We start from the raw sequence: 21,968 nt of genomic DNA on the forward strand, positions 1-21,968 counted from the left end.
ATTTACGGTCAAATATAGTAACTTATATAAATGAGTAATAATTTTAACTGGGCAGATGTGAAGAATCGACATACCGGCTTCCTAGCCTATCAAGCGACTTTCTGTCCTACTAGCTCACTTTTAGTAGTTTACAACTGACTTTCTATGAATCTTGTCACGCTACGGGTAGGCGTAATTTTGTGTTTACTCTTCATCTGGGGTAAAGCTTGGCCACCAACGGCTCAGGTATTCACCAAGATTGTTTCCTGAGAAGTTCAGGGCAAGCATGCTCTACCCAAAGTTATGTCAGTAGGCGATGTTGTTAAGGAATGCCGGTTTTTACAGCCATGAGTGCAAGTATATGCAGTCAAGGGGCTGCACGTTTGGCGAAAGCGATCAATCTCAAAAGATTGTTCGCGATGTATACTGGACCATACTAACTTCGGATAAAGACCGAAAACCATGAGTAAGATCAACCTAACTCGCCTACTCGATTGGATACTCAACTAAAATGGGAACTTTCAGTTTCCGATCTCAAATAATGCTCCTTCCTGAGACGAAGAGCGATTTGCATCTCAATAATTAGGACGTTTTTTAAAACACTTGGAACAATCGATTCGCCTACTAATTTTAGGATCGGGTAGGAAACAGCGTAGTAGAATGGGAAAGGGGATTTGGATAGGAAGTTGCGCCACCGTGTTTTTCGTGTTGAGCACTTGTGGGTGTGGTGCCTTTGCTCAGCCCTCGATCCCACCGATCTCAGCAACCGGTGATCAGAAGGCTAGGGCCGTTTTGCCCAATTATGTGAATACCCCTGACTCGACCTTCGCCTGGCACCTGACCCAGCAGTTCAAGTCTCCTCAAGGCACCTTTCTTGCTTTGTCTTTTCAATCCCAAACCTGGCGAAGCATTCCCTGGAAGCATCAGTTGTTTGTCTTCTTTCCCGCTGGCAATTCAAGCCAAACTGGATTTCCCTCCTTGCAAATGGAGTTTGATCTCAAGAAGGCTCATACCGCTCTGAGGCAACTGGCGCAAACCACCGGCGTGCCCTGTGCCATCTTATGCGACATCCCCAACCAACCCTTGTTTGAGGGTAAAGAAGAGGAAGAATTACTCAACTATACATTTGAACAGTTTCTGGCCACTAAAGACACGACCTGGCCGCTGCTGTTGCCCATGGTCAAAGCCACGGTTCGAGCGATGGATGTGCTGCAAGCGGCCAGCCAAGGCCATCATCTGCCTTTGCTTTACCAGTTCGTCGTGGCAGGCCATTCCAAAAGAGGGCATACCGCCTGGTTAACAGCCGCTGTTGACCGGCGCGTAGCGGGGCTGATTGCCCAAGGGTTTAACACCTTACATGCCGCCAGGCAAATACCACATTATCTGGCTACCTATGGCGCGTTAGACCAGTCGGCACTGGCCGCTAAACAAGTCATTGAACAAATCAACTCGCCCACGGGGCAGCAATTGCTGGCTATTGTGGACGCTTATACCTATCGCCAGCAATTGACCATGCCTAAACTGGTCATCCTCGGCACCAACGATGACTACACACCGGTCGACGCCCTGAATCTGTACTGGTCGGGTTTAGGGGGCAGCAAGTCCATCCTTTCCTTACCCAATACGGGGCATGTAGGGGCCAATAATGACCCCCGGCTTTACCCGACAGCCTATGCGTTCATTGAGCGAGTTGCGCACGGAAAGCCCATGCCGACCGTAGAAAGCACGATGCATCCAACTCCTCAGGGCTCTCGCTTAATGATAAGCACAACGGATTCTGCGGTATCGGCCCGGGTTTGGATCGCTACTTCACCCACACTTGATTTTCGGGACGCCCAGTGGGAAATGAAGACGGTTCCATTAATGAGTTCTACCGTTGCCCCTCCCAACAAACTTAATCGGCGATCCTATCAAGTTGACCTGGAAAATCGCTCAACGGGTAATCAGGCTGTCATTGCTGAAGTAGAGTTTTATTACGTTACCCGACGGTTCTGGCTGTCAACGATCCCGTACGTGTTGCGAAGTCACTAATTGGCTCGGACGGCTCTGAGGGGAAGCGAATGGCTACAAGAACTATTGTTGCTATAACTGTCTTACAAAAGGCTCCCCAGTGAGACAAAGAGCGATTTGAGTATCTGTAATTCGGGCGATAACTGAGACGACTTGTCTTAATGGCTTTTAACTACTATCCGCGGTATAAGGGGTTGGTTAATGGCGCTGGATCATTCGTTCGGCAACGTTCGGTAACCAGCGGTGCAAGGCCAGCAGTGCCTTGGCCCGGCCAATACGCATCTCCGGTTGGTTAGCTTGCCAGCCCTTCATAAACTTATCCACGAGTGTATCGGGCGATAGCTTGCCTTGCCCACGCCCAGCCGTCATAGGCGTATCGACTAAGGGCGGGATAACTTCCATGACCTGTACGTCCGGCAACTGGTAGCGCAGTGCCTTGGTAAACACATGAATACCCGCTTTGGTTGCATCATACACCGGAGCGGACGCCTTCGGCACGAACCCCAGCGACGACGATACGTTGATAATAGCGGGGTCAGCATTGGCTTTCAACAAGGGTAGCAGCAGCCAAATCAGTTTGATCGGGGCCATTAGATTCGCGCTGATTTCGTACTCAATTTTGCCAAGAGCTTCTGACTCTACATCGAATGTGTAATTGTACTGCACCGATGCGTTGTTGATCAGCACGTTCAGCCCCGGATGGTGCTGTTCCAGGTAATGAATCAGAGCATCAAGGTCTTTGGGGCGACTCAGATCGCCCTGAACAGTGTGCAGGCCAGGCAGTTCGGTCTGGGCCTGCCGCAGTTTATCCGCGTCGCGCCCCGTAATGATCACTTCGTTGCCCAACTGGGCAAATCGCCGGGCCATGGCCAGGCCAATGCCCGACGAACCGCCGGTGATGAGGATGGTGTTTTCTGTTGTTTTCATGATTGTTGATGGTCATTGACGGCCGTTTAGTGGTCATGCGTTTTAACGCAATCAGTATCAACGCATGACCACTTCATGACTACTTAATTGGTTGCAATCGTTTCGACTTCAATCAGGCAACCCGGTGCGGTGGCCAGCATTGGCAGCGGCACAATACTACTGGCCGGGAACACCTTGGCCCCCCACTCTTTACCGGCTATGTCGATGAGAATTTTCTTTTTTTCAAGACTAAACTCGTCAATATAAATGGTCTGCTTTACAACGTGCTCAGTCGTCAGACCGGCTCCATTGAGGGCTGTTTTCACGTTCCGTAGCGTCTGACGGACCTGTTCGGCAAAATCAGTGGAGACTAATTGGCCTTTTTCGTCTGAAGCCCATTGCCCCGACAGGAAGAAAAGCGTGGTACCGGCGGGTACTTTGCCAACGTGCGAGAAGCCGTTGTACATAGGATTGAATAAACCGGTTGGGTTAATAAAGGTGTTCTTTTGTTGCTGAAGAACAACCGATGTTTGAGCATTAGCGAGGGTCGTAGTCATGACCAGAGCGAGTAGAGGTAAGATGATTTTTTGAGCGTTATCATGGACACAGCTGATTAATGTGCTGACTGAGACAAAGGAACAAGAGTGGTAAGTCCGGTGCATTTACATAGGTAAAGAAAGCTGGCTGGCCCAGGCTTTCATTTGAAATAAAGTGGGATGCTCCACGACAATGTCGGAGCGGTGGCGCGGAAGGCGGCTCGTATCATGACCGGGAAACAACACCAGTTCGGGCTGGACGTTGAGTAGCGCCCGGACTTCATTCCGGACCTGGGCTGCCCGTGGCCCGTTGACCGACACCCGCTCCACATCATCCGAGCGCAGCCAGTCCCAGTGTACGACAGCATCACCGGCCAGCAATACCGGCCCTGTATCCAGATTGACCCAGGCCATGAGGTCTTCGGGCGAGTGGCCTCCACCCTGAATCAGTCGAACCGTCTGGTCGCCCAACACATCGTACAAATTACCTAAAGACGAGGGCATGAATGGGAAGTGCTCAGCCCGCACAATGGCCGACATGAGGGCCGCTGGTTTTGTCGAGTCAGCTTTAGCGCTGAGGATGACGCGGGCGTTGGGGAAAGCCCTCAGATTGCCCAGATGATCCTCATGGAGATGGGACAGGATGACTCGTGTTACGTTGGCGGGGTCCAGCCCCACGCGCACCATCTGCCGGTCGAGGGTTTGCCCGGATTTGCCCCGGCTCTCGAACAGTATCGACATAGGAAAGGGCAGAGCTGCTTCGCCCCGACTGGCTACGGCCGACGACAGCCCCGCATCAAACACGATCAGGCCCGCCGTTGGGTGTTCGATCACAAAAGCGGGGGCGGGCCGCCAGATGGGATTCCCCGGTGCCAACGCCCGCGACATGCGGTTGTAGCCGGTGTTGAAGACGTGCAGGCGAACCCCCGTTTTTACGGCATATGGAATCGGCGTCGCCTTACTTACGTTGGGTCCGGCCAGACGTTGAGGCCGGTAGGCAAACAGGACGCTGAGCAACAGCATTATAGAGATAGATACGCCCCCCACCAAAGCAATCCCTTTAGCCAGCCGGGTCATGGGTGTCGTTCTGATGGGTTGGCGATTGACCAGGAGCAGCAGTGAGATAGCTACCGCCAGCATCGGCCCGTGCGGTATGTACTGAAACAACAGCGTGAAAAGCAGGGCCAGCGGAATCACCGAGAAGGGTAGTGCGGTAGCCAGCCGGGACTGCATGACAGACCGGCGCATCCGAACGGCGAGGGCCATGACCAATCCTAGCGAACCAAGCAGCGCGGGTACTTCGATAGCCCAGAACATTCCCTCTCGGGCCGCTTTAGTCAGATACTCACCCCACCAGTATACACCTACATTGGCTAATGCGCCAGTGGTTAACGTGCCCAGCAGACTGGTTTTGAGTCGGGATCTGGGAATGGATCGCGAGAAGAGCGTAGCAAGCAATAGGCCAATATAGACCAGTATAAATAAACGACCCGTAGCGAAATAGGCTAATGGCGGCTGTCCAAGTGCAGACGCAGCTACGTTGCCGAGCCAGTCTGGAGACATCCATTGAGTCAGCAGAACCGAAGCTGGCGGACCGCTGGGGCCGTTCCAAATGCGGGATTGAAAAGGCAGCAGGAGCCCACCAGCCAGTACGGCAGCAGCGGCTCCATAGCGAGCGACAGTATCCTGAATTGACGGATCGGTGAGTCGGGCCGGTTGCTGAAGGAGAACGGTCCGAAGGAGTTGATTCGTTTCCATACGTGATTTGTGTTGATTAACAGCACAAAGATCACGTACCCCCAGATGGGGGACATTTACATAGGTAAAGAAGTGAAGCTGCCCCGAACCAGCACCGCTACCGCCCGGCCATGCCCCGGCGAATACGGCTAAGCTGAGTGGGCGTTACGCCGAGATAGGACGCTATATGGTACTGTGGAATGAGTTGTTCCAGGTGACCATATTCCTGCTGAAACTGGGCGTATCGCTGGCCCGCATCCCGCAACACCAATTCGACCTCGCGCTGTTCTTTGCGGGCAAAATACAGTTCGGCGTTTCGCCGGGCAATGCGCTCCAGGTCAGGAAAGCGGTCGCAACATTCGTTGAAGCGGGCATAGTCAGCCACCCAGATACGGCAATCAGTCATGGCCTGCTGATAGATTAGATTGGGCTGACCGGTCACTAACGATGAATAGGCCCCAACGGTCGTAGGAGCGGTAAAAAAGTGTTTGTTGTACTCGGTTCCGTCGGCTGTCCGGTAGAACACCCTCATGACGCCTTCGCTCATAAAGGCGAACGAATCGGCCACTGGTCCGGCCTCAACGAAATAGGCCTGTTTGGCCATTAAGCGCTCGTGAAACAAGGGAGCAATCGTCTTCCAGGTAGCCGTTGAGAGTGGAGCGATGGCGTTGAAGTAGGCGAAGAGTTCGTTAGGGGCCATACCCCAAATATCGCCAGAATATGTTGACTTTTTTGCTTTCACGACCGACTTTAGCGAGTGCCCAAGTTACGAGTTTTCCTCCGGGCCGTCTAAGCGGCCGACCGGTGGCCAATACTGTATATAACGGCAACAATCCGCTACATTTTCGATCTCACTAAATGCTCCTCTATTTGAGACAAGGAGATTTTCGATGGCAAGTGACGGATTTTGTACGAAACGGCAAAACTACCCATCATTGAAGCGGTGGCCTGGCTCAACCATGATCCGGCGAAACGGATCACGCCCGTACGCCTGAACACCTCCTGGGGCGCTTTCCACCTCACTTCACCCCCATCGGCTGAGCGCCACACAACAGGGTGAAGCCGGGACTGGCCCAAAAACAGACCATAAAAAAAACGGGTAACCACTAGAGGGTTAACCGTTTATTTCGTACCTTAGTCCTATCCCCCACCCGACCTAACGGGGGCTTTTTTTATGGTCAGCCGTTTATTTTCGATTCAGCAGAACACCCGTGGATCGCCGGACAAAGGACATCGACGCCCAGGGCTGATAGTTCCGGTCGGGACCGGGATTGTCCTGCCCCGGTACCACAATCGCCAGCTGGCCGTAGTCAGCCCGCGATTTGTTCAGCACATACCCGATGCTAAAACCAAAACCCAGTTCGGTGCGATCGACATAGGCCCAGCGGGTACAGCCGATCATAGCCTCGGTAAACAGCTGCTGGCCAAAGCCCCAGTGCTCGAAGAGATAATCCAGCGGGGGCGGACTGTAGCTTTTTCCGTCGTAGCGGCTCATGGCATAGGTGCCCAGGCTGTGATTGGTCAGCGTACCGCCCTTTCCGGTTCCCCACATGGTCGACCGGATCGAATCCTTGCCCACGGTAGGCCGCACGCTTAACCAGTAATCACTCGTGATAAAGGCCGTATCGCGTTCACCGTAAGCACCGGCCGACTCATAATCGTAATTGTAACTATTTCCTTTGGCCCAACGGATCACCTCGACCCGGTAGTCACCCGAAAGGGCAACGGCCAGGTAGGGCGAATTGAGCAGTTCGGTCTGCTGCGCTTTGATGGTCAGTGCATCCGCATCGCCCCCGTCGGGATCGACGCCACCGTGCCGGCAGCTTTGAAAGGCCAGCCCGGTGGCCTCGAATACCCAAAGATAGAAAGCCATTTAGGGTTTGACGCTGTGTAAAAGCAACAGTATCAGGGTGCATCGCGACAACTAGGACCGATTCACAAGCTGACGTATAGACGAAGTCTTTCTTGCTTTTTCTATCCGCTATTGAAGCTGCTGATCTATTACGTTGCCAACGCTAGTAAGTGAATGCCATTGGGGTTACTCAAATATTCTGCCCACGCTAGAAACTGTTCCAGAAAAAGCCCAATGTGTGAAGCAGATGCATAAAGATGCTGTCGTCTCAGGTGGGAGCGATTTTTTGAGATTAACAATACATAAGTGGGTAACCCGGCGTGTCGTGCCTTGAACAACCTAATGGCTCTTTTATAACAGGGTTAACCTTTGATTTACCGTATACTAAAGCAATTTCTCTACCTGGTACTTAATCACCCATATTTAGAAGTATGAATGCATGAACAGTTTTCAGCTTAACTGCCTTCCGCTCAAAATTACCAACATCCATGCTTAACTACGTACTTCTTTAAGGGTTTCTGTTGATGGGTTTCGTCAGTCAAGCTCAGTCGACTGCCGACATCCAAAAAACCATCCAGGACTTAGAGCAGATTGGTGTCAAAGGCATTCTAACCGCCGATACCAGCTTACTGGCTCAGATTTGGGCCCATGAATTCATGGTCACTACGCCCCGCAATACCATTGCCCGGAATCGAGCGGCCGTGTTTAAAAATCAGAAGCAGGGCTTGATTGATTACAGTTCCTTTGAGCGCGTCATTGAACAGATGCAAGTCCAGGAGAACCTGGTCATTACAATGGGCTACGAGTTGTTTGTAGCCAAGAATGACCTATAGGAAGCCAAGGCCGGTCAACCCACCAAACGACGCTTTACCAATGTCTGGATGAAACAAAACGGGCAGTGGCTCCAGATTGGTCGGCATGCTTCGATCATTTGCTCGCCCTAATCTAGGCGACTGAGCTTCGTGCTAATCCGACGGTGCCGAATCCTGAAGCATACTAGTATTAATTGAGACTCGTTAAGTGAACGCCCGAATGAAGAAGCAAATCCATGAATGTAGCTGCGTCTCAAGTGGGAGGGTTTAGTGCGATACCTTTTTTCGGCTAAGCAACAATGTCTCCGGTTTATGGCTTAAGCCTTAAGCCGTCTTGTGATACGCATCCAGAGCGGCTTGGGCCGAGGCTTTTAAGTCTATACAGGGGGTGGGGTAGGTTTTACCTAACTCAACGCCTGCCTCAGCCAACACCTTGCTCGGCGCTGACCACGGTTCATGGATGTATTTCCCCGGCACATGCCTCAATTCAGGCACAAACGCTTTGATGTAATCGCCATTCAGGTCGTATTTTTTCGATTGCAGCACCGGATTGAACACCCGGAAAAAAGGGGCTGCGTCCAGGCCCGTACCCGCCACCCACTGCCAATTCAAGGTGTTAACCGCCAGATCAGCATCCACCAGACAATCCAGAAACCAATCCGCCCCAGTCCGCCAGTCGATCAAGAGATTTTTTGTCAGAAACGAGGCGGTGAGCATCCGGACGCGATTGTGCATGTAGCCCGTCTGCCAGAGCTGCCGCATGCCAGCATCAACAATCGGTATGCCGGTTTGGCCTTGCTGCCATTGTTTCAACCGTGTGGCATCCTGCCGCCAGGTTAGCTTCTTCAACCGGGCATTATAACTCTGGGTGATCGTTTCTGGAAAGTGGACGAGCACGCTACAGGCAAAGTCTCGCCAGCACACCTCACTCACAAATTTCTCCCGATTATCATCTGTCTTTTTACCGGCCCCTATCGCCTGCCAGACCTGCTTTGGGGAGACTTCGCCGTAGTGCAGGTAAGGTGACAAGCGAGATAACACATCATGGGATGGAAAATCCCGCTCCTGGCCATAGTGTTCCAACTTACCCGCCACAAACGATCGGAGCATCTCCTGTCCCGCCATTTCGCCGGGCGTCCAACTCGCCTTGATGCCGGCATCCCAGGGTATTTTTGGCAACAGACCAAGTTCAGCTAAAGTAACCCCACCCGATGCTTGAGGCGAGACGACAGGGAGCGAGCGTGGCTTGGCGATTGGCTTTTTGGGCGCATCTGCGGCCAGAGCGGTCTTTAAAAAGGGCTTATACACTTTAAAGGGCGAACCATCTTTTTTAACAATCCTGGTCGGTTCCCATAGCACTGTTCCCTCAAAGTCACGCACTGGAATGTCCGCTTTGGCCAACTGCTTGTCGATGGCCTCATCGCTGGCCAGAAAAGCCGGTTCGTAGCAGCGGTTCCAGTGGACGGCGGTGGCTTTAACGGCCACCGCCAATTGGGGAATGATGAGCGTGGCGTCCCCTTTGAAGAGCTGTAGTTTGCCATTGAGCGACTGGTTGAGGCTCGCTAAGGAGTGATGCAGCCACCATTTACTGCCCCCCCAATAGCTAATTCTTGCCGCTCGTCGAGTACGAACAGGGGTAGAACATTACCTGCTTGAGCGGCTTGAGCCAAGGCGGGGTTGTCATTGAGCCGCAAATCGCGACGGAACCAAATGATTATTGTATCAGCCATCAAAGTGTCTTCAGCGGTTGGTACTCAGGCTATGCTTTTTGTTACAACACAGCGTGTATTTGCCATCTTTAGCAGAATAGTTTAGAAGAAGGTGTATACGTGTTTTGTTTAAGGAATTTGATGTTGGTCTATAGTTAGTGAGCTTGATGTTGGTCAATTTAATTGGTTAATTACTTTACCGAAGAAGTAACTCTTGATGCGCTAGAGGAGGGTTTTCGTGAGACAAATAATCCTAAATAACAGGCTGACGTTTCGTAATTCGGCTACGCTAATGCCCCTCTTTTGACAGATTATCGATTGGTCACCAGAGTTGGGGAAATAGGTAGAAATAAAACTTCTTTGCGCACGCTTTCCCGCCAATATGTTCCATACTGTTTGTCTAAGTAAGCAAAGACCACCTGGCTATACTCGCGCAGACAACGATCGTCAACTAGCCTGACACAACCCAAGTCTTGATAAATAAAGCCAAAATGTTTTTCGATGGAAGAGTCGTTGGCCCGCCTAAGCGGTGCTATCCCCTTAGTAAAAACAATTTAGGCGTCCCTTTAGCCAGATCTCGTTGTGCTGTGAGTCGGTTAAAGGCTGGACAAGGCTTAACGGGTTGGCTACAGACAACCTGCAGTGTGCCAAGCCACAGAAAGACCATGGTGGTTAGTTTCCTCATCATACCGGCTTACGTTGTAGTAATGCTAACAAAAAACACTCACTAACGGATTTTATCTCTTGTTAAGATTACTTAACGGCAGCCGTGGCCGTTTATTAAAATGCCCGGTTTTGAGAAGCAGACACATTACAACTCTTTTATCTCATTTTGGAGAGTTTTAAGAGACGATTATTTTTTCCAACTGTCAACTCCAGTTAGTAGCATACGCCTAAAGGCATACGGTATATGATTGATAGATATACTAATTAGCACGTTCTATCAACCGCCGATACTTCGTTAGAATAAGACAGACATCGGTTTGTACAACTTTCCGTTTTAGCAAACCCTATTTTGCCAGTTACTATCTTTAGCACCTGAAACGTTGTCTTAGGCTTTTACTTTGTTCGTTGGTTGATGGTTACCCCACTTATACAATATATACAAGAACGCTCCACCATACCACTTTCTGAAACAGATAGTAGCCTGATTGAGAAAGCGTTTATCCCCAAAAAATTAAGAAAAAGACAATTTCTACTTCAGGAAGGTGAAGTCTGTAAATACATCGCCTTCATTGTGAAGGGGGCCACACGGCAATATAGTGTCGACGAAAAAGGGTATGAGCACGTGCTCAATTTATGCATTGAAAACTGGTGGACGTCGGACCGGGAGAGCTTTCATAAAGAAACACCGTCTATTTACAATATAGATGCCTGGGAAGATACCGAGTTGCTCTTACTGCCCAAAGCAAATGGCTATTATGAACGCGTTAATACCATTCCGGCCTTCAACGAAATGCGGATAAAGCTGGATGATAACCAGCACATGGCTGTTCAAAAACGCCTGAACATGGCCCAAAACTACACGGCCGATTACCGCTATGAGGAGTTGACTAAACTATATCCCGAATTCCTGCAGCGATTCCCGCAGCACATTATCGCATCATACCTGGGTATAACTAAAGAAACACTAAGTCGCATTCGCCATCAACATATAAAAAAGTAAGCTGATTAGGTGTGCATCAACGCATTGGCGAGTAGGGTGAAGATTAGATCTGGTTATAAACCAAACCATCAGGTAGTACCCCAATTTTGAGCTAGATACCCATCCACCGATGAGAGCGGGAAGAACATCGTTTCCGACTCCGCTAAATTGGCACTATAGCCAACTGATTCAAACCAGCTAAACATTAGGCTCATCTCGTCACCGGTCTGTTCGCGGAAACGGTCAAGTGAAATTTGCTGATACCGCACGGGTTTGTTGAGTACTTTGCTGAAGGTTGCTGCCAGCTCATTCATTGAGATACTTACACTGGCCACGTCTAGTTCTTTTCCTAGAAAACGGGCGCTATCGGCAAACACGGTCGCCACCATGTTGCCATAATCGGTCTCGGATAACTGCTGTAGTTTCGTGTCGGGGCTTAGGGGCAGGGCAATCAGGCCGTTATCAATCATGGCCTGCATATTCCTGTAGTTATACATAAAGTAGACAGGGCGTAAGATGGTATATGGTAATCCAATTGCCCGGATATACGCTTCTATCTGGTACTTGCTGTCAAAATGCGGAATGCCCGTATGGCGATTGGCACTGCCAACAGACGAATAGACGAAATGGTTGACACCCGCTTTTTTAGCCAGATCAGCTACTGTTTTTCCCTGTTTAACTTCCACATCGACGCCGTGGGTAAAATCCTGCATGGAAAATACACCCCAGACGCCCTGTAGTGCTTTTTCCAGTGACGCCACGTCGTCATAATCACCGGCGACTAACTCGACGCCCATCGTTTCCAGCGCTTTGGCTTTCTCGCTCGCCTTATTCCGAACCAAGGCACGAATCGTAAATTTACCCTGCTCCAGTACGCCTTTTGTTACGGCACTGCCTTGATTACCGGTAGCTCCGGTAACCAGGATTATGGGTTTTACGGTCATTTTGTGAATTGCTTTTGGTGGCGATAACCGCCTTTACTGAGCATCCATAAATACAAACAGATGCGCTACTTTCTCATTTTCTACTACAAAAAAATCCATGCCGGTCAGGACATTCGGTTGAGGACCAGTCCGTATTTCCCAGTATAGGCGGGCACCATGTTGGGTGCTTTCCATCGGTTTTGTTATCGTAAAGGTAAAATCGGCGTCACCCGCAAATAGCTTGTCGATAAAGTCAGAAACGGCTACGCTGCCGCTCAGGATAAACTCCTTGTCGTACATCTTTATAACATCGGCATAGATGGTTTGCATCAGTGCATCACGCGTTATACGGTTTTTCTCGTTCCAGACAGCTATATGGGTTTGCTGGAGTGTATTCAATAACTGGGTATCCATACGTAATCTTACTCGTTCGTTTCTTAACACACTAGGGTCTTACTACCCAAAAGTACGCGTTGCCGTTGATGCAAAACGTTAATGTACATCAACAAAGAGCCCGCATCACGTGGTTTGTCCTCCGTCCACGTTCAGCGTTATACCGGTGATATATTGAGCGTCATCGCTCGCCAGGAAGGCCACCGCAGCGCCAATGTCCGTCGGGTTACCATACCGCCCCAGGGCTACGGATTGCAGCATGGACGAACTGTACGGACCATCGGCCGGATTCATGTCGGTGTCGATCAACCCCGGCTGTATGATGTTTACGGTGATGTTTTTGCTGCCCAGATCCCGGGCCCAGCTACGGGTGTAGGCCGCGAGGGCCGCTTTGGTAGCCGCATAATCACCTATGCCCGCATAAGCCGAGCGACTGCCGCCGGTAGAGCCAATGCTGATGATCCGGCCGCCAGTACTCATGTACCGCAATGCCGTACGAACGGTATGCACGACGCCATGCACATTGACCTCCCACTGTTTTTTGAAGGCGGCTGTATCGGCGTCGGCAGCATCGATGGTGCCGGTGATGAATAAGCCGGCACTGTTAACGACGATGTCGATGCGCCCGAACGTATCGACTACTGATTTGATGGCCGCATCAATTTCTGCATCACTACCGGTATCCGCTTTGATCGCCAGGACGTTGACACCCGGAGATTCAAGTTCAGTAACCAGTTTTTCTGCTTTCTCTTGTGAACTGACGTAGGTGAAGGCGACGCTAGCTCCTTCTTCAACTAGCCTTTTCACAATGCCCGCACCAATTCCCCGGCTCCCACCGGTAACAAAAGCGATCCTTCCTTGAAGTTTGGTCATAGTATTTCTTCGTTTCTGTTTTTTTGAGACGATTATGCCTTCAAAGCCGCTTTGATCACCGCAGCCGCCTGCAACAGGGCTGTTTGGACAGCCGGAACAGTGGCGATGGGATTCAGCAGACCATAGTCGTGAATCAGGCCACCATACCGGGTGTGGGTTACAGACACACCGGCTTCGTTCAATTTACGGGCATAGGCTTCGCCCTCATCCCGCAATACGTCGTTTTCGGCGGTTTGTACCAGCGCTGGCGGCAAGCCTCTCAACTCCTCGGTAGTAGCCTGGAGGGGCGATGCATAGATCTCGTTGCGCTTACCGGCGTCAGGCAGGTAATTATCCCAAAACCACTTCATCATGTTTTTGGTGAGGAACCGACCATAAGCAAACAGGTGGTACGAGTCGGTATCAAAATCGGCATTGGTAACGGGCCACAGCAGCACCTGTAATTTAAGTTTGGGACCGTTGTTGTGTTTAGCCATCAAGGTCATAACCGCCGACATATTACCACCAACACTATTGCCGACAACTGCCAGATTGCTGCCATCCACCCCGATTTCAGCGCCATGTTCAGCGACCCATTGCAGGGTGGCATAAATCTCGTTGATAGCCGTTGGGTACTGCGCTTCGGGAGAAGGGGTATAATCGGGAAAAACGGCCACAGCCCCGCTGTTGACCACCAGATCACGCACGATTCGTCGGTGGGTCGGGTAGTCGCCCAGCACCCAGCCTCCCCCGTGGATGAAGAGGAACACCGGTGCACCATCCTGACTCTGTTCGGGCTTTACGATGTGAATGTTTACCTGGTAGCCGTTCTGTGAGATCGTTTTTTCGGCCTCGGTAATACCCAAGTAATCGACCTCGACCGATTGCTGAGCACCGGTCAATACCTGCCGGGCATCGGCGGGGCTTAAGGCTTCCACGGGCTTCCCATCGCCTGCATTCAATGCCTGCAAAAATGTTCTAACCTCCGAAAAAATCTGTGGGTCCTGCTCGCCTTTAAACGGGCGCTCCTGTGCTGTGCTGCTCATTGTTTATAGCCTTTAAGTTTGTGAAGATGTTGAAACTGGTAATCCCAGTTGGGGCACGACAAAACTAGCAGCCTAAAAAGCGGCAGGCATTGAGGTATGATAAAAAGCACTGTTGATGTACATCAACGAAACCTGACTGTGTATATCACTTATTGGTTTCGCACGTTAAAACAGTATATCCTGATAGTCAGGCGTTTTATCAAATATAGCTCGGGCAAAGGGACAGAGCGGCAGAATTTTCAGCTGTTTTTCCCGCGCCCAGACAACGGCTGCCTGCACCAGTTGTTTGCCAATACCCTCGCCTTTAAGGGCTTCGCTTACGCCGGTATGGTCGATGATGATTCGTTGGTCACCCGACCATACATAGGTCATTTCGGCTTCTGTCTTACCGTCTACCGCTACGTAAAACAGCCCCTTTTGTCCGTTGTCTTTATGCTGAATGTCCATGTAAGATTCGCGTTCGTCTATGGATGAATAATGGCCTTGTACGCCTGCTGGCGTAGCCTGTTGCTTACCGGTTTACCTTGATGAATTCAATCCCGGACAAGACTCCGCCTACATCCTGCAGGTGGCCGCCCTGCCTGAACGTGCCCAGATCAACCGGTGCAAACCCCATGGCTTTGGTAATGTCGGCTACTTGTTTTTTCGCATCGCCATCATCACCACTGATAACAATGACTGTATTTCCAATATTGCTTTGTGAAGGCTGAGCCAGGGTAGCAGCCGCCAGGGTATTGAACGCTTTAACGACCCGATGGATCGGAAACAGGGCCGCTACGTGTTCGCCCGTTGGTTTGCCCGCGATATCAGCCAGTTGGAAAGGGCTGACCGAGACAATATTGTTAGTGGCGTCGACCAAAATCTTCCCATTATGCCCCTGTAGTTGGCTGGCCAGATCCGATAGCTGTGTCCAGGGGACGGCGATGAACAAAACGTCAGCCTGGGCAATGGTTTGGGTAAAGTCGGCGGCCCTCAACGATCCGCCAATGGAAGCCACCAAGTTGGTCAACGACGCTGGCCCCCGGCGGTTGGTGATCAGCACCGGATAGTTTGTTTTTGCTAAATGCGTAGCCAGTCCATGCCCGATATGTCCTGCACCGATAATGCCAATTGTGTAGCTCATGTTTGTTCTGTAAAAATTAATAAGTCAGTTTCTGTGCTTCCGGTACGGTAGCGATGTGCATCATGGCCCCGTTTCGGTATTGTTTGTACAGGTCGGCAATCTCAGCCTGGGTGTCGGCGATGAAAAGCCCCTAGGAAATAATATTGTCGTGGGTCGGTTTTGCCGCATACAGTACAAAACGCCCACCGTTTTCGCCCGCCTGCATCGTCAGCGTGCTGTCCGCTTCGGTATCAACTACATCCAGCCAGGCTACCTGATCGTGGTTTATGTCTTTACCCGCGATTTGTAGAGAACCGAGTTAAAGTTGACCGGCAACTGAACGCTGGTGCCAACGCCTGCTTTTAGCTCAATCTCGGCGACAATGAGCGGTGTGTAATTCTTAATGGGTGAATGAATACCGGCCAGTGTACCGCTGTACAGTCGCATGTATACGCTATCTTTGTTTACTACCGGAACGCGTTCGGCAGGCAACAGCTGAATGCGTGGTGTCGCCCAGCGGTCTTTACGGGGAAGGTTCAGCCACAGTTAAAACAAACGCCCTTTGGTGGGACCTTCTATGGTTTCGGTGTGGCTCGTACCGCTACCAGCCGTCATAATCTGAAAGTCCCCTTTTTTCATGGACTCCAGCATTTCCTTTATTTCCCCATCAATCAGAAGAGACACCGTTTCAAAACCGGCGTGGGGATGAGGTCCACCGGCGGATTCGTCATTTTTCTTATCCAGCCAGTCGTCCATTAGGAAAATGAACGGATCTGTTTTTTGAAAACCGCCGGTCAAAACACTACGTGCTGTATGACCGGCCCCCAGAAAGCCGCGTTCGTCAGGGGGTGTATTCAGGCTGGCAATGTTCCTTTGTACCATTACGTTGCTCCTTTTATTTAGGCACAAACGTACGATTGCCCATCCCGGCAAGCCATTGAGGTATGGTAATAAAAACTATTGACCTAGATCAACAACATCCCGGTAGCAATTGGGACGTTATGGGTGATTAGTGAGTAGACTTGAAAAGATTTATTATCAGGTATCAATAGTCACGTACAAACCATCAGCCAACAACCCATTGTGTCGACAATGCCATATGCTTTTCGGTTTGATTTGTACAATTGTTTTCCAGGTTTAGCTAAGTAGGGTTACTGACAAATGTAAGCTTCTTATCTTACTGCTTCGGAAGGCTATAAAGTGTTGCCTTAGAGCGTATGTCAGGTACGGCTCCCGGGCGACCGGGCTATCCGTAGCCCTGAGCCAATAAAGGTTTCCTCGAATACCAGACTCAGCTGGGTGGCCCGAGCCAAAAATATGAGTGGCTAATTAAACGCCTGAATTATCGACACCCCATCGTCTCAAGTGGGAGCGTTTTTACAAGACGTTTAATTTCACTAGCTGTATAACCTAGTTTGTAGCCTGTACCTATTGTTTACTTTATTCGGTCTTACAACCTGTCCCTACTTAGCCCTCCATAGCCTAAGCTAGGCACAAAAAAGCCTGCCATCAGTTGAGGGCAGGCTTTCTGCTTCTATCCACACCAATAGATTTATCCTAAAATGAACCTATTATATTGGCAAGATAAAATAAGAATAGATTAACTGGGTACGCGTCGGCGACAACTGCTTCCTTTTGGTACATACTGGTCAAAATAGGCGGGTAATCGGTCAGACTACTGTAGCTCACAACTTGGTAAAACCAGGGTTATCTAAGAATAATATACCACCGGTTACTACGCTGGAATGCCTAGTATAATTTAATACCCTGTTCTTCTATATAGTTGTACAAAAGGCCACAAGCACGTTTAAGCAGCTAAAATTTCATAAAACATTAATACAGAGATACGTATTATAAATTAATCAGGTTTTTATAGCAGGCTTTAACCGATTAGTACGCATGGCTCTTCCGTTTATCATCACAGTCGATCAGCCAACGCTGGACGATTTACAAAATCGACTCGCTAAAACCCGCTGGCCCGATGAAATCGAGAATGCCGACTGGAAAATGGGAGCCAGCGAAGCGTATTTACAGGAAATTTGTACGTATTGGCAGAACGAGTTTGACTGGAAAAAGCAGGAAGCCTACCTCAACAGTTTCCCCCAGTTTAAAACCCAAATCGACGGATATGGTATCCACTTTATCCACCAGAAAGGCCAAGGCCACCGCTCAATCCCATTACTGCTGACCCATGGCTGGCCTGACTCGTTCGTTCGCTTTTTAAAGCTGATTCCACTGCTGACCAAAGCCGATGAGAACGGGGTTTCCTTTGATGTAGTGGTCCCCTCGATTCCAGGACATGGCTTCTCCGATAGTCCGACCCAAAGCGGTATGAATGCCAAACGCATTGCCAGTTTGTTTGCCGACCTGATGACCGAGGAGCTGGGCTATGAGAAATTCATCGCCCACGGGGGCGACGTGGGCAGTGAGGTCACCGAACAGTTGGCACTGTACCATGCTGACGCCTTGCTGGGCATTCACCTGACGGATATTCCGTACCACCACATTATGACGACCGACGACGACAAACTGACCAAAGCCGAAAAAGATTATAAACAGAAAATAACGCAGTGGCAGCAAACCGAAGGCGCCTATAATGCGGTTCAGAGTACAAAACCCCAGACGCTGGCCTATGGATTAAATGACTCACCAGTGGGGCTGGCTGCGTGGCAACTTGAAAAATTCTATGCCTGGAGCGATTGCGAGGGTGACCTGCAAAATTGTTTTACGAAGGATGAGTTACTAACCAACATCACCATTTACTGGGTTACCCAAACCGCCAATTCGTCGGCCCGCCGGTATAACGAAGCCATGAAGGACATGATGCAGGAAATGTTCAACCCGCTCGTCAAGCTCAATCCATTTGATAAAACCGGAACCAAAGCCGACGTACCGACGGGCGTTGCTCAGTTCCAGATTGACCTGCTGCCTCCAAAAGCGTTTGCCGAAAAGTTTTTCAACATACGACAGTGGAACAAGCTGCCCAAAGGGGGCCATTTTGCCGCTATGGAACAACCCGACTTATTGGCGGAAGACATCCGGGCTTTTGTCCGTAAACTGGACGTCGACCAATAAAACATGAATCGAGGGCATGAAGATGGCCTTTGTCGTATTCAATGATTCGGAAAGAATCTGATCAATATGACCAATGAGTTGTAGTAGCACGCGAAAAGAAACACGAAACACATGACTAACGCTCAGGAATTCCACATCAACGTTCCGCAGTCCGTGCTCGATGATTTGAACGAGCGCTTGACCAACACCCGCTGGCCCGATCAGATCGATAACGACAAATGGGAACTGGGTACGAACCTGAACTACCTGCAAGAAATCTGTTCGTACTGGCTAAACCAGTACGACTGGCGCAAATGGGAGGCCCTGCTCAATGGGTTTCCCCACTACAAAGCCGTCGTCGATGGCCAGTCGATTCATTTCATCTATCAACGGGGTAAAGGCCCTAACCCCATACCCCTGGTATTGACCCATGGCTGGCCGGATTCGTTCTTTCGGATGTATAAGATCATCCCCATGCTGACTGATCCGGCCCGTTTTGGCAAAGATCCGGTCGACTCGTTCGATCTGGTCGTGCCTTCCTTTCCGGGTTTTGGCTTTTCGGACAAACCTACCCAACCGGGTATGAATCTGGGACGTACCGCTGAACGTTGGCATTCCCTAATGACCCAGATACTTGACTATCCACGTTACGCAGCGGCTGGTGGCGATGGAGGGGCGGCAGTCTCGGAATTATTGGGCTTAAAGTACCCGGGCGCACTGATTGGTATTCACTTAACCGATGTGGCGTTTCAGGCGGGTCTGAATGCGGATCCGAAAACCTTCTCAAAAGCAGAGAAGAAATACATGAATCACATGGAGGAAGTAGGTATGAAAGAAGGGGCTTACGCGATGCTCCAGGGCACCAAACCCCAGTCACTAGCCTATGCCCTTAACGATTCTCCAGTGGGGCTGGCCGCGTGGATTGTGGAGAAATTCCGGGCCTGGAGCGATTGCGATGGAGACGTGGAGCGCGTCTACACGAAAGATGAACTGCTGACCAACATTATGATTTACTGGGTGACCCAAACCATTGGTTCATCCATTCGAGGTTATTACGAAGAAACCAACCATTCCTCCTACAAGCCCGGTGACTGGGTTACGGTACCAGTTGGTATGGCAGTATTCCCCAAAGATAATCCGCCCCCTCGTGAATTTGCGGAGCGTGGTTTGAACATTCAACAATGGACCGAAATGCCCCATGGTGGTCATTTTGCCGCCCTGGAAGAACCTGAAGCTCTGGCGGATGAGTTACGGGCTTTTTTTCGACCCTTGCGTCGTAGCTGATACTAAAAGGGTATCTTTGAAAAGCGTCAAGTTACAAGTTGAACCTGTACTCGTTTTATAAAGACCGTAACCCATTGCCAACCCAACACTAGTTTCTAGTTTGGGATTCTGTTTTCTGTCTTCATTTTCGGTACGTTTTTCGTCTCTAAAAACGCTTCATTTTTGACGCAGCTAGATGAACGGCAGATTGCCTTACGCTGAAACGTTTATAAACAGAAGTGGTTTGCTAGCAATTCACTAAAAAAGTAATGTCAGTCCTCCCTTCTTCGGGACTTGGGGCTTGCTTAAGCGGGCAATCTCATGGCTAAGAAACTGGGTGAGCTGACCGTACATAAAATCCGGTATCGGTTTGGTCGCTTCTTGCCGACGCGACTCTTCTAAAGCAGCAATATAAGCCGTTCGGTCCTGGGCATACACTAAGCTCAAGGGCAGGCCATGATACTGCTGAACATAGTTCATTAGCAGCCGGGAGGTGCGCCCGTTGCCATCGCCAAAGGGATGAATACTGACCAATTGAAAGTGTACCTGAAAGGAAAGGTCATAGACCTGCCGGACTGTTTTAGTGGCAGGCAACAGCGTGTTCATCTCTTTAAGCAAAGTATCCACGGCCGCAGGCACCTTCTTTGCATCTAAAAACATGCGGCTAGCGGCCATGGCGCTAACCGTTCGGAATTGACCAAGGCTCGAATCAAACGCACCCAACAGCGTGTTGGTTGGTCCACCCGTTTGACGCATGACCGCTGCGGCAATGGCCTGTAGCCGGTCCCGATTCAAGGGCTCGTGTTGGGTGGCCCAGTCGAGGACCAGTTGTTGAGCGGCCTGGTGGTCAATGACCATCAAGTGGTGTTCTAGCGGCTTGCCCCCCGCCGTAAGCCCTTTTTCTAATAAAGTCTGGGTCTCAAGCAGCGTTAGAGTAGAGCCTTCAATAGCAGTCGAATGATGGGTGTGCACCATTTGGTTATACAGCTCGAAGTTAATCACGCCGGTGGTGAGCGCCTGGTATTGCTTAATCAATTCAGGCAATGTAGGAGCGGTAGGGGATATGGTTTGAGCCATGGTGAGCGGTCAGGCGATTGAGCGAGACAGGTTACTCAAAGATACAAAAGATGCTGGCTCAGGGCGCCAACAGCCTCTAAATCTAGCTTTAGTTGAGGATCTACACTCGGCTAGCCCCTCTACCGGAGGGCTTTCCTGATCAAAATATAAAAAAGCCCAATAGAGTCTGTCCTGAACACACGTTACGGCTTGGCCTTACCCCCATTTCTGATAAGCTATGCGATTTCAAGTAAATCATTCTTTGTCTCAGGTAGATGCGATTTCGTGAGATTTTCGCTCAAAGCCCACTTGCGTCTTACAGCTATCAGACCGTAGTTCTGAGCCCTTTTACAAATCATTGATATTCTTTTACAAACCAGTCACCGCATACCTCCTCAAAGACCGGTAGGTTTGTTGCTGGGCTTAAAAAAGAAACAAATATGAAATACGTACCCGTCTGGATCTTCTTACTGCTAGTTGTTCTTGCCACTGCCTGTCAACGAGAAGATAAAAGCCTTGTTATTCAAAACAGCTTGCCCAATGGTGGACCCTACACCCACCAAACGGGTGTACAATTTCAAAAGCGCATATTCTGGACGCGTGTCATGAACGAAACGGAGACTCCGATTGAATTCACCATTCATTTTCCTGCTGATTCATTTCCCATTCCAACTTCAACCGGCTTCTACTATAAATTATTTATGCCTTTGGACACCATGACCCTTGCCAAGAAATCCTTGGCCGATTACGGCGCGACCGGTTTACATGCTTTTTTGGATACCAGCCTTTATAAACCGACCTGGTTGCAAAAAACGGTCAATCCTAAGGAGGAGTTTTTGTTCTATACCGCCTTGCTGATGAGTGGCAGGGGTGTGGTACGAACCGTAGATGTCTTAAAAGACAACCTCGCCGTCAATAAAGCCCTCGCCGGTATCGGTGCCGTACGAACCGGCGTGGTATTAAAAGAGAAGGCCCTTTTTTATAAAGTTAGCCTAGGCGCACTGGATTCAACTTTGATCCCCTGTGGTCATATTAGGGTTAAACAATAAATTATTTCAGAAAACGCAGGATAGGCAGACCTCTGATTTTAGCT

At 50.1% G+C, this 21,968-nt stretch carries 24 protein-coding genes; 8 read left to right on the plus strand and 16 right to left on the minus strand.

Annotated elements, in window-relative coordinates:
- Positions 1–639 precede the first annotated feature (639 nt).
- Complete coding sequence (locus LN737_RS33080) at positions 640–2,010, plus strand: PhoPQ-activated protein PqaA family protein (protein ID WP_231780217.1); 1,371 nt, start codon at positions 640–642, stop codon at positions 2,008–2,010.
- Positions 2,011–2,187: 177 nt separating this feature from the next.
- Here the strand turns inward: LN737_RS33080 and LN737_RS33085 are convergent, their stop codons facing one another.
- The 4 genes from LN737_RS33085 to LN737_RS33100 all read right to left on the minus strand — a co-directional run bounded on the left by LN737_RS33085 (position 2,188) and on the right by LN737_RS33100 (position 5,868).
- The gene (locus LN737_RS33085) at positions 2,188–2,916 is read right to left on the minus strand and encodes an SDR family oxidoreductase (protein WP_231780218.1); all 729 of its coding nucleotides are present in this window, start codon (positions 2,914–2,916) and stop codon (positions 2,188–2,190) included.
- Between the two features lie 83 nt (positions 2,917–2,999).
- Positions 3,000–3,452 (minus strand): RidA family protein, encoded by a 453-nt coding sequence (locus LN737_RS33090; RefSeq protein ID WP_231780219.1) that lies wholly within the window; start codon positions 3,450–3,452, stop codon positions 3,000–3,002.
- A 105-nt stretch (positions 3,453–3,557) separates the two neighbouring features.
- The gene (locus LN737_RS33095) at positions 3,558–5,189 is read right to left on the minus strand and encodes an MBL fold metallo-hydrolase (protein WP_231780220.1); all 1,632 of its coding nucleotides are present in this window, start codon (positions 5,187–5,189) and stop codon (positions 3,558–3,560) included.
- Positions 5,190–5,286: 97 nt separating this feature from the next.
- A complete protein-coding gene (locus LN737_RS33100) occupies positions 5,287–5,868 on the minus strand; it encodes a Crp/Fnr family transcriptional regulator (protein ID WP_231780221.1) in 582 nt (193 codons plus the stop codon).
- 207 nt (positions 5,869–6,075) lie between these two features.
- Between LN737_RS33100 and LN737_RS33105 the strand changes: the two genes are divergently transcribed.
- Positions 6,076–6,228, plus strand: coding sequence for a hypothetical protein (locus LN737_RS33105; RefSeq protein WP_405520770.1), 153 nt, complete (start codon positions 6,076–6,078; stop codon positions 6,226–6,228).
- A gap of 126 nt (positions 6,229–6,354) precedes the next feature.
- Here LN737_RS33105 and LN737_RS33110 read toward each other — a convergent pair whose 3' ends face one another.
- Positions 6,355–7,041: a hypothetical protein gene (locus LN737_RS33110; RefSeq protein ID WP_231780222.1), complete on the minus strand. Its 687-nt coding sequence runs from the start codon at positions 7,039–7,041 to the stop codon at positions 6,355–6,357.
- Between the two features lie 503 nt (positions 7,042–7,544).
- Between LN737_RS33110 and LN737_RS33115 the strand changes: the two genes are divergently transcribed.
- On the plus strand, positions 7,545–7,853 hold the full coding sequence (locus tag LN737_RS33115; RefSeq protein WP_231780223.1) for a nuclear transport factor 2 family protein: 309 nt from the start codon (positions 7,545–7,547) through the stop codon (positions 7,851–7,853).
- Between the two features lie 303 nt (positions 7,854–8,156).
- On the opposite strand, the gene LN737_RS33120 is transcribed toward LN737_RS33115, so the two are convergent.
- Positions 8,157–9,440 (minus strand): deoxyribodipyrimidine photo-lyase, encoded by a 1,284-nt coding sequence (locus LN737_RS33120; RefSeq protein ID WP_370636609.1) that lies wholly within the window; start codon positions 9,438–9,440, stop codon positions 8,157–8,159.
- On the minus strand, positions 9,395–9,562 hold the full coding sequence (locus LN737_RS33125; RefSeq protein ID WP_255709228.1) for a deoxyribodipyrimidine photo-lyase: 168 nt from the start codon (positions 9,560–9,562) through the stop codon (positions 9,395–9,397). The genes LN737_RS33120 and LN737_RS33125 overlap by 46 nt, the downstream gene beginning before the upstream one ends.
- Positions 9,563–10,619: 1,057 nt before the next feature.
- Between LN737_RS33125 and LN737_RS33130 the strand changes: the two genes are divergently transcribed.
- Positions 10,620–11,207: a Crp/Fnr family transcriptional regulator gene (locus LN737_RS33130; RefSeq protein WP_231780224.1), complete on the plus strand. Its 588-nt coding sequence runs from the start codon at positions 10,620–10,622 to the stop codon at positions 11,205–11,207.
- Positions 11,208–11,275: 68 nt separating this feature from the next.
- Here LN737_RS33130 and LN737_RS33135 read toward each other — a convergent pair whose 3' ends face one another.
- From LN737_RS33135 to LN737_RS33160, 6 genes are all read right to left on the minus strand, one after another.
- Complete coding sequence (locus LN737_RS33135) at positions 11,276–12,130, minus strand: NmrA/HSCARG family protein (RefSeq protein WP_231780225.1); 855 nt, start codon at positions 12,128–12,130, stop codon at positions 11,276–11,278.
- 33 nt (positions 12,131–12,163) lie between these two features.
- On the minus strand, positions 12,164–12,523 hold the full coding sequence (locus LN737_RS33140) for a nuclear transport factor 2 family protein (RefSeq protein WP_231780226.1): 360 nt from the start codon (positions 12,521–12,523) through the stop codon (positions 12,164–12,166).
- A gap of 105 nt (positions 12,524–12,628) precedes the next feature.
- Positions 12,629–13,375 (minus strand): SDR family NAD(P)-dependent oxidoreductase, encoded by a 747-nt coding sequence (locus LN737_RS33145; protein ID WP_231780227.1) that lies wholly within the window; start codon positions 13,373–13,375, stop codon positions 12,629–12,631.
- A 32-nt stretch (positions 13,376–13,407) separates the two neighbouring features.
- Positions 13,408–14,400 carry an alpha/beta hydrolase gene (locus LN737_RS33150; protein ID WP_231780228.1) on the minus strand — a complete coding sequence of 331 codons (993 nt, stop codon included), beginning with the start codon at positions 14,398–14,400 and terminating at the stop codon, positions 13,408–13,410.
- Between the two features lie 165 nt (positions 14,401–14,565).
- On the minus strand, positions 14,566–14,847 hold the full coding sequence (locus LN737_RS33155; protein WP_231780229.1) for a GNAT family N-acetyltransferase: 282 nt from the start codon (positions 14,845–14,847) through the stop codon (positions 14,566–14,568).
- 64 nt (positions 14,848–14,911) lie between these two features.
- Positions 14,912–15,523: an NADPH-dependent F420 reductase gene (locus LN737_RS33160; protein ID WP_231780230.1), complete on the minus strand. Its 612-nt coding sequence runs from the start codon at positions 15,521–15,523 to the stop codon at positions 14,912–14,914.
- Between the two features lie 55 nt (positions 15,524–15,578).
- On the opposite strand from LN737_RS33160, the gene LN737_RS33165 reads away from it, so the two are divergent.
- Positions 15,579–15,812: a hypothetical protein gene (locus tag LN737_RS33165; protein ID WP_231780231.1), complete on the plus strand. Its 234-nt coding sequence runs from the start codon at positions 15,579–15,581 to the stop codon at positions 15,810–15,812.
- On the opposite strand, the gene LN737_RS33170 is transcribed toward LN737_RS33165, so the two are convergent.
- The gene (locus LN737_RS33170) at positions 15,788–15,994 is read right to left on the minus strand and encodes a hypothetical protein (protein WP_231780232.1); all 207 of its coding nucleotides are present in this window, start codon (positions 15,992–15,994) and stop codon (positions 15,788–15,790) included. The genes LN737_RS33165 and LN737_RS33170 overlap by 25 nt on opposite strands.
- A 54-nt stretch (positions 15,995–16,048) precedes the next feature.
- Positions 16,049–16,384 carry a pirin family protein gene (locus LN737_RS33175; protein WP_231780233.1) on the minus strand — a complete coding sequence of 112 codons (336 nt, stop codon included), beginning with the start codon at positions 16,382–16,384 and terminating at the stop codon, positions 16,049–16,051.
- Positions 16,385–17,401: 1,017 nt separating this feature from the next.
- Here LN737_RS33175 and LN737_RS33180 point away from each other — a divergent pair.
- Positions 17,402–18,577, plus strand: a complete 1,176-nt coding sequence (locus LN737_RS33180) for an epoxide hydrolase family protein (RefSeq protein ID WP_231780234.1) — start codon at positions 17,402–17,404, stop codon at positions 18,575–18,577.
- Positions 18,578–18,688: 111 nt separating this feature from the next.
- The gene (locus LN737_RS33185) at positions 18,689–19,840 is read left to right on the plus strand and encodes an epoxide hydrolase family protein (protein ID WP_231780235.1); all 1,152 of its coding nucleotides are present in this window, start codon (positions 18,689–18,691) and stop codon (positions 19,838–19,840) included.
- Between the two features lie 237 nt (positions 19,841–20,077).
- On the opposite strand, the gene LN737_RS33190 is transcribed toward LN737_RS33185, so the two are convergent.
- Complete coding sequence (locus LN737_RS33190; RefSeq protein WP_231780236.1) at positions 20,078–20,896, minus strand: Fic family protein; 819 nt, start codon at positions 20,894–20,896, stop codon at positions 20,078–20,080.
- A 419-nt stretch (positions 20,897–21,315) separates the two neighbouring features.
- On the opposite strand from LN737_RS33190, the gene LN737_RS33195 reads away from it, so the two are divergent.
- Positions 21,316–21,924: a hypothetical protein gene (locus LN737_RS33195; RefSeq protein WP_231780237.1), complete on the plus strand. Its 609-nt coding sequence runs from the start codon at positions 21,316–21,318 to the stop codon at positions 21,922–21,924.
- The last annotated feature ends 44 nt before the right edge of the window (positions 21,925–21,968 follow it).

The sequence above is a fragment of the Spirosoma sp. KNUC1025 genome (assembly GCF_045160025.1).
Classification (GTDB): domain Bacteria; phylum Bacteroidota; class Bacteroidia; order Cytophagales; family Spirosomataceae; genus Spirosoma.

Excerpts from the sequence above, each read along its gene's own strand:
- LN737_RS33190 (WP_231780236.1), bottom strand. The coding sequence starts at position 20,896 with ATGGCTCAAACCATATCCCCTACCGCTCCTACATTGCCTGAATTGATT.
- LN737_RS33110 (WP_231780222.1), bottom strand. The coding sequence starts at position 7,041 with ATGGCTTTCTATCTTTGGGTATTCGAGGCCACCGGGCTGGCCTTTCAA.
- LN737_RS33090 (WP_231780219.1), bottom strand. The coding sequence starts at position 3,452 with ATGACTACGACCCTCGCTAATGCTCAAACATCGGTTGTTCTTCAGCAA.
- LN737_RS33175 (WP_231780233.1), bottom strand. The coding sequence starts at position 16,384 with ATGGTACAAAGGAACATTGCCAGCCTGAATACACCCCCTGACGAACGC.
- LN737_RS33135 (WP_231780225.1), bottom strand. The coding sequence starts at position 12,130 with ATGACCGTAAAACCCATAATCCTGGTTACCGGAGCTACCGGTAATCAA.
- LN737_RS33095 (WP_231780220.1), bottom strand. The coding sequence starts at position 5,189 with ATGGAAACGAATCAACTCCTTCGGACCGTTCTCCTTCAGCAACCGGCC.
- LN737_RS33195 (WP_231780237.1), top strand. The coding sequence starts at position 21,316 with ATGAAATACGTACCCGTCTGGATCTTCTTACTGCTAGTTGTTCTTGCC.
- LN737_RS33180 (WP_231780234.1), top strand. The coding sequence starts at position 17,402 with ATGGCTCTTCCGTTTATCATCACAGTCGATCAGCCAACGCTGGACGAT.
- LN737_RS33140 (WP_231780226.1), bottom strand. The coding sequence starts at position 12,523 with ATGGATACCCAGTTATTGAATACACTCCAGCAAACCCATATAGCTGTC.
- LN737_RS33185 (WP_231780235.1), top strand. The coding sequence starts at position 18,689 with ATGACTAACGCTCAGGAATTCCACATCAACGTTCCGCAGTCCGTGCTC.
- LN737_RS33155 (WP_231780229.1), bottom strand. The coding sequence starts at position 14,847 with ATGGACATTCAGCATAAAGACAACGGACAAAAGGGGCTGTTTTACGTA.
- LN737_RS33145 (WP_231780227.1), bottom strand. The coding sequence starts at position 13,375 with ATGACCAAACTTCAAGGAAGGATCGCTTTTGTTACCGGTGGGAGCCGG.
- LN737_RS33150 (WP_231780228.1), bottom strand. The coding sequence starts at position 14,400 with ATGAGCAGCACAGCACAGGAGCGCCCGTTTAAAGGCGAGCAGGACCCA.
- LN737_RS33100 (WP_231780221.1), bottom strand. The coding sequence starts at position 5,868 with ATGGCCCCTAACGAACTCTTCGCCTACTTCAACGCCATCGCTCCACTC.
- LN737_RS33085 (WP_231780218.1), bottom strand. The coding sequence starts at position 2,916 with ATGAAAACAACAGAAAACACCATCCTCATCACCGGCGGTTCGTCGGGC.
- LN737_RS33115 (WP_231780223.1), top strand. The coding sequence starts at position 7,545 with ATGGGTTTCGTCAGTCAAGCTCAGTCGACTGCCGACATCCAAAAAACC.
- LN737_RS33130 (WP_231780224.1), top strand. The coding sequence starts at position 10,620 with ATGGTTACCCCACTTATACAATATATACAAGAACGCTCCACCATACCA.
- LN737_RS33160 (WP_231780230.1), bottom strand. The coding sequence starts at position 15,523 with ATGAGCTACACAATTGGCATTATCGGTGCAGGACATATCGGGCATGGA.
- LN737_RS33125 (WP_255709228.1), bottom strand. The coding sequence starts at position 9,562 with ATGGCTGATACAATAATCATTTGGTTCCGTCGCGATTTGCGGCTCAAT.
- LN737_RS33080 (WP_231780217.1), top strand. The coding sequence starts at position 640 with ATGGGAAAGGGGATTTGGATAGGAAGTTGCGCCACCGTGTTTTTCGTG.